The organism is Enterobacter sp. PGRG2 (assembly GCF_030291195.1).
In the GTDB taxonomy this organism is placed as follows: Bacteria; Pseudomonadota; Gammaproteobacteria; order Enterobacterales; family Enterobacteriaceae; genus Enterobacter_D.
On record NZ_CP127837.1, the window covers coordinates 1,144,808 to 1,157,371 of the forward strand.

Here is a 12,564-nt window from a genome sequence, read left to right on the forward strand (position 1 = left end):
CGAGTATAAACGTTTCAACAGGGGCTTGTAATAGACTGAAGTACCGGTTCATTTTCATTGAGGCAGGATAACCCGGCCGCATTTAGGGGTACGATTTGGCAAAGAATCGTGCATACTGTGCGCTTTTGTGGGCCAAGGGACTAAGCACACAGTTGGCATTCAAACAAAAGATTAGTCTATGAGCACAGATAATAAGCAATCGTTGCCTGCGATAACGCTCGCAGCCATCGGCGTGGTGTACGGTGATATCGGTACCAGCCCGCTTTATACCCTCCGTGAATGTTTGTCTGGTCAGTTTGGCTTTGGCGTTGAGCGCGATGCCGTGTTCGGCTTTTTATCGCTCATTTTCTGGCTGCTGATCCTGGTCGTTTCCGTTAAATATCTGTCCTTTGTAATGCGCGCCGATAACGCCGGTGAAGGCGGGATCCTGACGCTGATGTCGCTGGCCGGGCGTAATACCTCGGCCCGTATGACCTCGGTGCTGGTGATCATGGGGTTGATTGGCGGCAGCTTCTTCTATGGTGAAGTGGTGATCACACCGGCGATTTCGGTGATGTCCGCGATAGAGGGGCTGGAGATCGTCGCGCCCTCGCTGGAAACCTGGGTGGTGCCGCTGTCGATCATCGTCCTGACGCTGCTGTTTATGATCCAGAAGCATGGCACGGGGCTGGTGGGCAAACTCTTTGCGCCGATCATGCTGGCGTGGTTTTTGATTCTGGCGGTGCTCGGGCTGCGCGGGATTATCGGCAACCCTGAAGTGTTGCAGGCGCTGAATCCGGCCTGGGCGGTGCATTTCTTCCTTGAATATAAAGCCGTCTCTTTTGTGGCGCTCGGCGCGGTAGTGCTGTCGATCACCGGCGTGGAAGCGCTGTACGCGGACATGGGTCACTTCGGCAAGCTGCCGATCCGGGTGGCCTGGTTCAGTCTGGTGCTGCCGTCGCTGGTGCTGAACTATTTCGGTCAGGGCGCGCTGTTACTGAAAACCCCTGAAGCGATTAAGAACCCATTTTTCCTGTTAGCGCCTGAATGGGCGTTAATTCCGATGCTGATTATCGCCACCCTGGCGACGGTTATCGCTTCGCAGGCGGTGATCTCCGGCGTCTTCTCCCTGACCCGCCAGGCGGTGCGCCTGGGCTATTTGTCGCCGATGCGCATCATTCATACCTCGGAAATGGAATCCGGGCAGATCTACATTCCGTTCGTGAACTGGCTGCTCTATTGCGCGGTGGTGATTGTTATCGTCAGCTTCGAGCATTCCAGCAACCTGGCGGCGGCCTACGGCATTGCGGTGACCGGCACCATGGTGCTGACCACTATTCTGTCGGCGACCGTGGCGCGCAAAAACTGGCACTGGAACAAACTGCTGGTGGGCTTCCTGCTGATCGCCTTCCTGTGTATTGATGTGCCGCTGTTCTCGGCGAACCTCGATAAGTTGCTCTCCGGCGGCTGGCTGCCGTTGAGCCTTGGCATGGTGATGTTTATCATCATGACCACCTGGAAAAGCGAGCGGTTCCGTCTGCTGCGCCGCATGCACGAACACGGCAATTCCCTGGAAGCGATGATCGCTTCGCTTGAGAAATCGCCGCCGGTGCGCGTGCCAGGCACCGCCGTGTATATGTCCCGTGCGCTGAACGTCATCCCCTTTGCTATGCTGCATAATCTCAAGCACAACAAAGTGCTGCACGAGCGCGTGATCCTGCTGACGCTGCGCACGGAAGATGCGCCTTATGTGCATAACGTCCGTCGCGTGCAGATCGAGCAGCTGTCACCGACCTTCTGGCGCGTGGTGGCCAGCTACGGCTGGCGTGAAATTCCCAACGTGGAAGAAGTGTTCCACCGCTGCGGGCTGGAAGGCCTGAGCTGCCGGATGATGGAAACCTCGTTCTTTATGTCCCATGAGTCGCTGATCCTCGGCAAACGTCCGTGGTATCTGCGTCTGCGCGGCAAGCTGTTTTTGTTACTGCAACGTAACGCACTGCGTGCACCCGATCAGTTTGAAATCCCGCCTAACCGGGTGATTGAACTGGGAACGCAGGTTGAGATTTAATCTCTGAACGCCTCCGCCCGGCGGCGCTTCGCTTGCACGGGCCTACAGACCGTAGGCCGGGTAAGCGCAGCGCCACCCGGCATATTGCCTGGCATTATCCCTCTCCATTTGACTTAGCGAAACGTTTCGACGGCGATCACAATTCCGTTACGTCGTGATGGTTTTCTGCACACCCTTCAGCATAAACTCACCTTAGCGAAACGTTTCGCTAGTGGAGATAAATATGAAGAAAGGGTCTGTACTGAATTCTGACATTTCGTCGGTAATTTCCCGTCTTGGACATACTGATACGCTGGTCGTGTGCGATGCCGGATTGCCGGTGCCCCATAGCACGCAGCGCATTGATATGGCGCTGACTCAGGGCGTGCCCTCCTTTATGCAGGTGCTGGAGGTCGTGACGACGGAAATGCAGGTTGAGGCGGCCATTCTCGCGACGGAAATTAAAGATCATAATCCGCAACTCCACGAAACGTTGCTCCGCCACATAGAGCAACTGCAACAACACCAGGGAAACACCATAGACGTTCGTTATGTTTCACACGAAACGTTTAAACAACAAACCGCAGACAGTCAGGCGGTGATTCGCAGCGGGGAGTGTTCCCCGTATGCGAATATCATTCTCTGCGCTGGCGTCACATTCTGAGGCTGCCATGGACGCATTACTGCAACTGAAGGGGATCGATAAAGCGTTCCCCGGCGTAAAAGCCCTGTCCGGCGCTGCGCTTAACGTTTATCCCGGCCGCGTTATGGCGCTGGTGGGCGAAAACGGCGCGGGTAAATCCACGATGATGAAAGTCTTAACCGGCATTTATCAGCGTGATGCAGGTTCACTGCTGTGGCTCGGCCAGGAAACCACCTTTACCGGTCCTAAATCTTCCCAGGAAGCCGGGATCGGCATCATCCATCAGGAACTGAACCTGATCCCGCAGCTCACCATTGCGGAAAACATCTTTTTAGGCCGCGAATTCGTTAATCGCTTCGGCAAGATCGACTGGAAAAAGATGTATGCCGAAGCCAACGTCCTGCTCGCCAAACTTAACCTGCGCTTTAAAAGCGACCGGCTGGTGGGCGATCTGTCGATTGGCGATCAGCAAATGGTGGAAATCGCCAAAGTGCTGAGCTTTGAGTCGAAAGTCATCATTATGGATGAACCGACCGATGCGCTGACTGATACCGAAACCGACTCCCTGTTCCGCGTCATTCGCGAGCTGAAATCCCAGGGGCGCGGCATTGTTTATATTTCCCACCGCATGAAAGAGATCTTCGAAATCTGCGATGACGTGACGGTATTCCGCGACGGGCAGTTTATCGCCGAGCGGGAAGTGTCGACGCTGAGTGAAGATACGCTGATTGAAATGATGGTGGGACGTAAGCTGGAAGAGCAGTACCCGCATCTTGATAAAGCCCCCGGCGATGTGCGCCTGAAAGTGGATGCCGTGTGCGGGCCGGGCGTGGATAACGTCTCCTTCGTGCTGCGCAAAGGCGAGATCTTAGGCGTGGCGGGGTTGATGGGCGCCGGACGTACTGAACTGATGAAAGTGCTGTACGGCGCGCTGCCGCGCACCAGCGGTTATGTCACCCTCGACGGCCATGAAGTGATCACCCGCTCACCGCAGGATGGCCTGGCGAACGGCATCGTGTATATCTCCGAAGATCGCAAGCGCGACGGGCTGGTGCTGGGCATGTCGGTTAAAGAAAACATGTCGCTTACCGCGCTGCGCTATTTCAGCCACGCCGGTGGTCGCCTGAAGCATAAAGATGAACAGCAGGCGGTGGGAGATTTCGTCCGTCTGTTTAACGTCAAAACGCCGTCGATGGAGCAGCCGATCGGTCTGCTTTCCGGCGGGAATCAGCAAAAGGTTGCCATCGCCCGCGGGCTGATGACGCGTCCGAAAGTGCTGATTCTGGACGAACCCACGCGCGGTGTGGACGTGGGGGCAAAAAAAGAAATTTATCAGTTAATCAATCAGTTTAAGGCTGAAGGGTTGAGCATCATTCTGGTGTCGTCGGAAATGCCGGAAGTCATCGGCATGAGTGACCGCATCATGGTGATGCATGAAGGGCATCTGGGCGGAGAATTCACCCGCGAACAGGCCACCCAGGAAGTGCTGATGGCGGCTGCCGTCGGCAAGCTAAATCGCGATACGCAGGAGTCCAGGCAATGAGTACCCAAACCGTTTCTACCCGCCGCTATTTCAACAAAGCGTGGCTGATGGAACAAAAATCGCTGATTGCCCTGCTGGTGCTGATTGCGATTGTCTCCACCCTTAGCCCGAACTTTTTTACCGTGAATAACCTGTTCAATATTCTGCAACAGACGTCGGTTAACGCCATTATGGCGGTGGGGATGACGCTGGTCATTCTTACCTCCGGGATCGACCTGTCCGTCGGTTCGTTACTGGCGCTGACCGGCGCAGTGGCTGCCTCGCTGGTGGGGATGGAAGTGAATGCGCTGGTGGCTGTAGCGGCGGCGCTGGCATTAGGCGCGGCTATCGGGGCCATGACCGGGGCGATCGTCGCGAAAGGCCGGGTGCAGGCGTTTATCGCCACGCTGGTGATGATGCTGCTGCTGCGCGGCGCGACCATGGTTTATACCAACGGCAGTCCCATGAATACGGGCTTTACGGAAAACGCCGATCTGTTTGGCTGGTTCGGTATCGGTCGTCCGCTGGGGATCCCGGCGCCGGTGTGGATCATGGGGTTTGTCTTCCTTGCCGCATGGTATGTGTTGCATCACACCCGTCTTGGTCGGTATATCTATGCGCTGGGCGGTAACGAAGCGGCAACGCGTCTGTCCGGCATCAGTGTGAATAAAATCAAGATTATCGTGTATTCGCTGAGCGGCCTTCTGGCTTCTCTGGCGGGCATTATTGAAGTTGCGCGTCTCTCCTCTGCCCAACCGACAGCGGGCACCGGCTACGAGCTGGATGCCATCGCGGCGGTGGTGCTGGGGGGAACGAGCCTTGCGGGCGGTAAAGGCCGGATTGTCGGCACGCTTATCGGCGCATTGATTCTGGGCTTCCTCAATAATGGTCTGAATTTGCTAGGTGTTTCCTCCTATTACCAGATGATCGTTAAAGCAGTGGTGATTTTGCTGGCGGTCCTGGTAGACAACAAAAAACAGTAATCAATGACATTACAGGACATCTGAATATGAACATGAAAAAACTGGCTACCCTGGTTTCTGCTGTAGCACTGAGTGCGACCGTAAGCGCGAATGCGATGGCGAAAGACACCATCGCGCTGGTGGTCTCCACCCTGAACAACCCGTTCTTCGTTTCCCTGAAAGACGGCGCACAAAAAGAAGCTGATAAACTGGGCTACAACCTGGTGGTGCTGGATTCTCAGAACAACCCGGCGAAAGAGCTGGCGAACGTGCAGGATTTAACCGTTCGTGGCACCAAATTACTGTTGATCAACCCGACCGATTCTGACGCGGTAGGTAACGCCGTGAAGATGGCAAACGAGGCTAAAATCCCGGTGATCACCCTCGACCGTATGGCCGCCAAAGGTGAGGTGGTCAGCCACATCGCTTCTGATAACGTGCTGGGCGGCAAAATCGCTGGCGACTACATCGCTAAAAAAGCCGGTGAAGGCGCAAAAGTGATCGAACTGCAGGGTATCGCCGGTACCTCTGCGGCGCGTGAGCGTGGCGAAGGCTTCCAGCAGGCCGTTGCCGCCCACAAATTCGACGTGCTGGCCAGCCAGCCGGCTGACTTTGACCGCACCAAAGGTCTGAACGTCATGCAGAACCTGCTGACTGCGCACCCGGACGTGAAAGCGGTGTTCGCACAGAACGATGAAATGGCGCTGGGCGCACTGCGCGCGCTACAAACCGCCGGTAAAACTGACGTAATGGTGGTGGGTTTTGACGGTACGCCAGACGGTGAAAAAGCGGTAAACGACGGCAAACTGGCGGCGACCATCGCCCAGTTACCGGAGCAGATCGGCGCGAAAGGCGTTGAAACCGCTGACAAAGTGATCAAAGGCGAGAAAGTACAGGCGAAATACCCGGTTGATCTGAAACTGGTTATCAAACAGTAATGTGATTGTCCTGCCGCCGCGTGTGGCGGCAGGAAAAAGAACATAAGAAAAGCAGGGTACGCGCCGCTCAGGGTGGCGCATTTACAGGATGAAACTATGAACATGGCAGGTAAACTCGTCGTCCTTGGCAGTATTAATGCCGATCACATTCTCAACCTTGAATCCTTCCCGACGCCGGGTGAAACCGTCACCGGCAGCCAGTATCAGGTCGCTTTTGGCGGTAAAGGCGCCAACCAGGCGGTTGCTGCCGGACGCAGCGGCGCATATATTGCCTTTATCGCCTGCACGGGCGACGACGACACTGGCGAACGGGTCCGTACACAGCTGGCGAGCGACAACATTGATGTTACGCCGGTCAGCGTCATCACCGGTGAATCCACCGGCGTGGCGCTGATTTTTGTGAACGGTGAAGGGGAGAATGTCATCGGTATTCATGCTGGCGCTAACGCTGCGCTCTCTGTGGCGCTGGTCGAAGCGCAGCGCGAGCGTATCGCCGCGGCATCCGCGCTGCTGATGCAGCTGGAATCGCCGGTGGAAAGCGTGCTGGCGGCGGCGAAAATCGCTCACCAGAACCGCACGCGCGTGGCGCTCAACCCGGCTCCGGCACGGGAGCTGTCTGACGAGCTGCTGGCGCTGGTGGATGTGATTACGCCAAACGAAACCGAAGCGGAAAAACTGACCGGCATTAAAGTGGAAAAGGATGACGATGCCGCGCGCGCCGCGCAGGCGCTGCATAGCAAAGGCATCGAAACTGTCATCATTACGCTTGGTAGCCGCGGCGTGTGGGCCAGCGTTAACGGCGAAGGCCAGCGCATTCCGGGCTTTAAAGTGAAAGCCATTGATACTATCGCTGCCGGTGACACCTTTAACGGCGCGCTGATGACCGCGCTGCTGGAAAACAAGCCGCTTGAGCAGGCGATCCGTTTTGCCCATGCGGCGGCGGCCATCGCGGTAACGCGTAAAGGGGCGCAGCCTTCCGTGCCGTGGCGCAGTGAGATCGACGATTTTCTGGCGCAGCAGGGGTAACCTCTCATGGCAACCATGAAAGATGTTGCCCGGCTGGCGGGCGTGTCCACCTCCACCGTCTCGCACGTCATTAATAAAGACCGGTTCGTCAGCGAGGCGATCACCGCGAAAGTGGACGCGGCGATCAAAAGCCTGAACTACGCCCCTTCGGCGCTGGCGCGCAGCCTTAAGATCAACCAGACCCGTACTATCGGCATGCTGATCACCGCCAGTACCAACCCCTTCTATTCCGAGTTGGTGCGCGGCGTTGAGCGCAGCTGCTTCGAGCGTGGCTACAGCCTGGTGCTGTGTAATACCGAAGGCGATGAACAGCGCATGAACAGTAATCTGGAGACGCTGATGCAAAAGCGCGTCGATGGCTTACTGTTGCTGTGCACCGAAACCCATCAGCCCTCGCAGGAAATCATGCAGCGTTACCCGTCCATTCCGACGGTGATGATGGACTGGGCGCCGTTCGATGGTTACAGCGATCTCATTCAGGATAACTCGCTGCTGGGCGGTGATATGGCAACGCAGCACCTGATTGATAAAGGCCATACCCGTATCGCCTGCATTACCGGGCCGCTGGATAAAACCCCGGCGCGTTTACGTCTGGAGGGATATCGCGAAGCCATGGCACGCGCAGGCCTCGAAATTCGTGAAGGCGATGAGATCGTCGGTAACTTTGAGTTTGGCGGCGGCTATGAGGCGATGCAGATCCTGCTGGCGCAAAAAGCGCGTCCGCAGGCGGTGTTTATCGGTAACGACGCCATGGCCTTTGGCGCGTACCAGGCGTTATATCAGGCCGGACTGAAGGTGCCGCAGGATATGGCGATTGTCGGCTACGATGATATTGAGCTGGCGCGTTACATGACGCCCCCGCTGACCACCATCCATCAGCCGAAAGATGAACTGGGTGAGCTGGCTATCGATGTGTTACTGCATCGCATCACCGATCCCACCCTGGTCCAGCAGCGTCTGCAACTGACGCCGGTGTTAATGGAACGCGGCTCCGCCTAAGCTTTATGCCGCTCTTTAATCAGGTTACGGCCGTCTTTGGCTTTTAACAGCATAAAGACGGAAGCGGATATCAGCGTGACTACCCCCATGGTAATAAAGGTGTAGTGAAACTGCTCCACGGTATTCGCGTTCTCAAACCCTTCATAAAAGCGCAGCACCGCCGCGCTGACCGCCACCCCCAGACTGATGGATAACTGCTGCGTCACGGCCAGCATGCTGTTACCGCTGCTGGCGTTCTCATCATTCAGATCGGCAAGGGTAATGGTATTCATGGCGGTAAACTGCGTGGACATCGCCATCCCCAGCACAAACAGCGGCAGGATCAGCATCCACAGCGGCATGGCGGGGGATTGCAGCGCGAACTGGGCGATCATCACGCCGATAATCACCGTAATGCCAACCAGCGTATTACGATAACCAAAGCGGCGCAGAACCTGAGTCACCGCGGATTTCGCCAGAATAGAACCCATGGCGGTGGGGGCCATAATGCAGCCCGCGATCAGCGCCGGATAGCCAAAGCCGACCTGTAACATCAGCGGCATTAAAAAGGGCACGCATCCGGTTCCAAGGCGGGACGCCAGATTACCGGCGATGCCGACGGAAAAGGTACGCGTCTTAAACATCGGCAGCGCAATCAGCGGTGTCGGGTGTCGGCGGGCGTGGCGGATATAAGCCAGCAGAAGCAAAAGGCCGCTGACGATCACCGACAAGGCGATCCAGCTGGCGACAATCTTCTCGCCAAACAGCTCCATGCCGCAGGAAAACAGCACCAGGCTCAGGCCGAACAGAAAAAAGCCCCGCATATCGAAGCCCCGGCGCGGCGTCGTGAAGTTCGGCATATATTTACGGGCATAAAACAGCCCGGCAATACCGATGGGAATGTTGATCAGGAATATCCAGTGCCAGCTCGCCCAGGTCACCATTACGCCGCCCAGTACCGGGCCGAGGATCGGGCCTATCAGACCAGGCATGGTGACGAAGTTCAGCACCGGCAGCAGTTCACTGCGCGGATATGCCCGCAGTAATGCCAGACGCGCCACCGGCATCATCATTGCGCCCCCGATACCCTGCACCACGCGGAAGATAACCAGCATACCGAGCGAACTCGACAGGGCGCAGGCCAGCGATCCGAGGGTGAACAGCGAAACGGCCAGCATAAAGACGCGGCGTGTGCCGAAGCGGTCCGCCAGCCAGCCGCTCGCCGGGATCAGCATAGCGACCGTCAGGGTGTAACTGATAATCGCCGACTGCATCGCCAGCGGGGAACGGTTCAGGCTCTGGGCTATCGCCGGCAGTGCCGTGTTTAAAATGGTCGCATCCAGCGCCTGCATAAAGAAAGCCATTGCCGCGATCCACGGCAGGCCCGCCATACTGCGCGCTTTTTTCTCTGTCATGCGAATTCCTGTTATTTAGCCGGGTGGGGAGCGTTCAACAATAGCTGGCAGGCCTCATAGGCACCCTGAGCGTCGCTTTCCTGAATGGCATCTACAATCGCCTGATGATTTTCGAGCTTTACCACTTCATTTTGTGTAATAGAGGTGAAGTAGGTGTGGTACACCGAATGAAAGAGGGCAGCGAAAGAGGTAAGGAAGGGATTGCCGCTCATCGCGTAGATATGTTCATGCCAGGCCATATCCACTTCTATCCAGCGCTCGCGCTGAAAATGCTTCTTTAATTGCACCATCTCATCCATCAGCGTATTCAAATGCGCTTTTTGCTCTGCGCTGCCAAGAAGGGCTGCGAGCTGGCATGCCTGAGGTTCAAGGGTGCTGCGCAGAACCAGGAAGTGCTGAATGACTTCCTGAAAGTTCTCTTCGGTCATCCACCAGGAGAGCAGTTCTTTATCAAGGAAGTTCCAGCTGCTTTTCGGCATCACGCGTGTACCTATGCGAGGACGCGGCAGCACCATGCCTTTTGCAGTCAGGGTCTTTACTGCTTCTCTTACGGCGGTACGGCTCACGCCGAACGCTTCGCCTAATTCCATCTCTGCAGGCAGGATGCTTCCGGGCGCATACTCACCGGTTAAGATCCGTTGGGCCAGTTTTTCAGCCAGTACATAAGAAAGGTTCTTTTGTGCCGCTAACTGTTGTGCGCTTAAAGGCATTCGTCGCATTCCTTTTTCTCATTTTTACGTTCTAGTATGCCATCTGCCGGGGGATGTCGATGATAAAAAGAGCAAATTCGCCAAATGATGATGCTTTTTACAACGCTTTGATGAAAAAAAACGCGCTTGAAAAGTTTTTTGAATTTAGGGGTTGTCAGCCCGGAATAACTCCCTATAATGCGCCWCCACTGACACGGAACAACGGCTTACAGGCCACCGGGTCAGAAGGTCTTCCTCCGGGAATGACCRGCAGAGAAAAGCAAAATAATCGCTTGACTCTGAATGAGGAAAACGTATTATACGKGACCTCGCGACASAGCGCTAAAGCGCGTCGCAACTGCTCTTTAACAATTTATCAGACAATCTGTGTGGGCACTCAAGGACATGGATTCTTAAACGTCGAAAGACGCTAAATGAATACCAAGTCTCTGGAGTGAACATACGTAATTCATTACGAAGTTTAATTCACGAGCATCAAACTTAAATTGAAGAGTTTGATCATGGCTCAGATTGAACGCTGGCGGCAGGCCTAACACATGCAAGTCGAACGGTAGCACAGAGAGCTTGCTCTCGGGTGACGAGTGGCGGACGGGTGAGTAATGTCTGGGAAACTGCCTGATGGAGGGGGATAACTACTGGAAACGGTAGCTAATACCGCATAACGTCGCAAGACCAAAGAGGGGGACCTTCGGGCCTCTTGCCATCAGATGTGCCCAGATGGGATTAGCTAGTAGGTGGGGTAACGGCTCACCTAGGCGACGATCCCTAGCTGGTCTGAGAGGATGACCAGCCACACTGGAACTGAGACACGGTCCAGACTCCTACGGGAGGCAGCAGTGGGGAATATTGCACAATGGGCGCAAGCCTGATGCAGCCATGCCGCGTGTATGAAGAAGGCCTTCGGGTTGTAAAGTACTTTCAGCGGGGAGGAAGGTGTTGAGGTTAATAACCTCAGCAATTGACGTTACCCGCAGAAGAAGCACCGGCTAACTCCGTGCCAGCAGCCGCGGTAATACGGAGGGTGCAAGCGTTAATCGGAATTACTGGGCGTAAAGCGCACGCAGGCGGTCTGTCAAGTCGGATGTGAAATCCCCGGGCTCAACCTGGGAACTGCATCCGAAACTGGCAGGCTTGAGTCTTGTAGAGGGGGGTAGAATTCCAGGTGTAGCGGTGAAATGCGTAGAGATCTGGAGGAATACCGGTGGCGAAGGCGGCCCCCTGGACAAAGACTGACGCTCAGGTGCGAAAGCGTGGGGAGCAAACAGGATTAGATACCCTGGTAGTCCACGCTGTAAACGATGTCGACTTGGAGGTTGTGCCCTTGAGGCGTGGCTTCCGGAGCTAACGCGTTAAGTCGACCGCCTGGGGAGTACGGCCGCAAGGTTAAAACTCAAATGAATTGACGGGGGCCCGCACAAGCGGTGGAGCATGTGGTTTAATTCGATGCAACGCGAAGAACCTTACCTACTCTTGACATCCAGAGAACTTAGCAGAGATGCTTTGGTGCCTTCGGGAACTCTGAGACAGGTGCTGCATGGCTGTCGTCAGCTCGTGTTGTGAAATGTTGGGTTAAGTCCCGCAACGAGCGCAACCCTTATCCTTTGTTGCCAGCGATTCGGTCGGGAACTCAAAGGAGACTGCCAGTGATAAACTGGAGGAAGGTGGGGATGACGTCAAGTCATCATGGCCCTTACGAGTAGGGCTACACACGTGCTACAATGGCATATACAAAGAGAAGCGACCTCGCGAGAGCAAGCGGACCTCATAAAGTATGTCGTAGTCCGGATCGGAGTCTGCAACTCGACTCCGTGAAGTCGGAATCGCTAGTAATCGTGGATCAGAATGCCACGGTGAATACGTTCCCGGGCCTTGTACACACCGCCCGTCACACCATGGGAGTGGGTTGCAAAAGAAGTAGGTAGCTTAACCTTCGGGAGGGCGCTTACCACTTTGTGATTCATGACTGGGGTGAAGTCGTAACAAGGTAACCGTAGGGGAACCTGCGGTTGGATCACCTCCTTACCTGAAAGAACCTGCCTTGCAGTGTCCACACAGATTGTCTGATGAAAAGTAAAAAGCAAGGCGTCTTGCGATTGAGACTTCAGTGTCCCCTTCGTCTAGAGGCCCAGGACACCGCCCTTTCACGGCGGTAACAGGGGTTCGAATCCCCTAGGGGACGCCACTTGCTGGTTTGTGAGTGAAAGTCACCGGCCTTTATATCTCAAAACAGACTTCCGAGTCTCGTTTGAGATATTTGCTCTTTAAAAATCTGGATCAAGCTGAAAATTGAAACGACACGCTGTTTCTTTTCTCCGTAACAAGAAAAGAAAAACGGTGTGTTCGA

At 55.4% G+C, this 12,564-nt stretch carries 9 protein-coding genes, 1 tRNA gene and 1 rRNA gene; 9 read left to right on the forward strand and 2 right to left on the reverse strand.

Features of this window, described 5'->3' with window-relative positions; genetic code table 11:
• Window positions 1–178: 178 nt before the first annotated feature.
• From kup to rbsR, 7 genes are all read left to right on the forward strand, one after another.
• Complete coding sequence (gene kup / locus QRD42_RS04920) at window positions 179–2,047, forward strand: low affinity potassium transporter Kup (protein WP_321988307.1); 1,869 nt, start codon at window positions 179–181, stop codon at window positions 2,045–2,047.
• A 223-nt stretch (window positions 2,048–2,270) separates the two neighbouring features.
• Entirely contained in the window at window positions 2,271–2,690 is a 420-nt protein-coding gene (gene rbsD, locus QRD42_RS04925) for a D-ribose pyranase (RefSeq protein ID WP_072570852.1), read from the forward strand.
• A 7-nt stretch (window positions 2,691–2,697) separates the two neighbouring features.
• The gene (gene rbsA, locus QRD42_RS04930; protein WP_318374953.1) at window positions 2,698–4,212 is read left to right on the forward strand and encodes a ribose ABC transporter ATP-binding protein RbsA; all 1,515 of its coding nucleotides are present in this window, start codon (window positions 2,698–2,700) and stop codon (window positions 4,210–4,212) included.
• Window positions 4,209–5,174, forward strand: coding sequence for a ribose ABC transporter permease (gene rbsC / locus QRD42_RS04935; protein WP_072570849.1), 966 nt, complete (start codon window positions 4,209–4,211; stop codon window positions 5,172–5,174). Before rbsA ends, rbsC begins: the two co-directional genes overlap by 4 nt.
• A 26-nt stretch (window positions 5,175–5,200) precedes the next feature.
• Complete coding sequence (rbsB, locus tag QRD42_RS04940) at window positions 5,201–6,091, forward strand: ribose ABC transporter substrate-binding protein RbsB (protein WP_218338264.1); 891 nt, start codon at window positions 5,201–5,203, stop codon at window positions 6,089–6,091.
• Window positions 6,092–6,187: 96 nt separating this feature from the next.
• On the forward strand, window positions 6,188–7,117 hold the full coding sequence (rbsK, locus tag QRD42_RS04945; RefSeq protein WP_321988308.1) for a ribokinase: 930 nt from the start codon (window positions 6,188–6,190) through the stop codon (window positions 7,115–7,117).
• A 6-nt stretch (window positions 7,118–7,123) separates the two neighbouring features.
• Window positions 7,124–8,116, forward strand: a complete 993-nt coding sequence (gene rbsR, locus QRD42_RS04950; protein WP_072570844.1) for a ribose operon transcriptional repressor RbsR — start codon at window positions 7,124–7,126, stop codon at window positions 8,114–8,116.
• Here the strand turns inward: rbsR and mdtD are convergent.
• Window positions 8,113–9,510 carry a multidrug transporter subunit MdtD gene (mdtD, locus tag QRD42_RS04955; RefSeq protein ID WP_318376993.1) on the reverse strand — a complete coding sequence of 466 codons (1,398 nt, stop codon included), beginning with the start codon at window positions 9,508–9,510 and terminating at the stop codon, window positions 8,113–8,115. The genes rbsR and mdtD overlap by 4 nt on opposite strands.
• Window positions 9,511–9,521: 11 nt before the next feature.
• On the reverse strand, window positions 9,522–10,220 hold the full coding sequence (locus QRD42_RS04960) for a FadR/GntR family transcriptional regulator (RefSeq protein ID WP_072570840.1): 699 nt from the start codon (window positions 10,218–10,220) through the stop codon (window positions 9,522–9,524).
• 482 nt (window positions 10,221–10,702) lie between these two features.
• Here QRD42_RS04960 and QRD42_RS04965 point away from each other — a divergent pair.
• Together QRD42_RS04965 and QRD42_RS04970 are read left to right on the forward strand one after the other, a co-directional pair.
• Window positions 10,703–12,242: ribosomal RNA gene (locus tag QRD42_RS04965) — 16S ribosomal RNA — on the forward strand.
• Window positions 12,243–12,326: 84 nt separating this feature from the next.
• Window positions 12,327–12,402: transfer RNA gene (locus tag QRD42_RS04970), tRNA-Glu, on the forward strand.
• Window positions 12,403–12,564: the final 162 nt, after the last annotated feature.

What these genes read in the sequence shown, in the direction of transcription:
- rbsC (WP_072570849.1), top strand. Translation starts at nt 4,209, where the DNA reads ATGAGTACCCAAACCGTTTCTACCCGCCGCTATTTCAACAAAGCGTGG.
- kup (WP_321988307.1), top strand. Translation starts at nt 179, where the DNA reads ATGAGCACAGATAATAAGCAATCGTTGCCTGCGATAACGCTCGCAGCC.
- mdtD (WP_318376993.1), bottom strand. Translation starts at nt 9,510, where the DNA reads ATGACAGAGAAAAAAGCGCGCAGTATGGCGGGCCTGCCGTGGATCGCG.
- rbsR (WP_072570844.1), top strand. Translation starts at nt 7,124, where the DNA reads ATGGCAACCATGAAAGATGTTGCCCGGCTGGCGGGCGTGTCCACCTCC.
- rbsB (WP_218338264.1), top strand. Translation starts at nt 5,201, where the DNA reads ATGAACATGAAAAAACTGGCTACCCTGGTTTCTGCTGTAGCACTGAGT.
- rbsK (WP_321988308.1), top strand. Translation starts at nt 6,188, where the DNA reads ATGAACATGGCAGGTAAACTCGTCGTCCTTGGCAGTATTAATGCCGAT.
- rbsA (WP_318374953.1), top strand. Translation starts at nt 2,698, where the DNA reads ATGGACGCATTACTGCAACTGAAGGGGATCGATAAAGCGTTCCCCGGC.
- QRD42_RS04960 (WP_072570840.1), bottom strand. Translation starts at nt 10,220, where the DNA reads ATGCCTTTAAGCGCACAACAGTTAGCGGCACAAAAGAACCTTTCTTAT.
- rbsD (WP_072570852.1), top strand. Translation starts at nt 2,271, where the DNA reads ATGAAGAAAGGGTCTGTACTGAATTCTGACATTTCGTCGGTAATTTCC.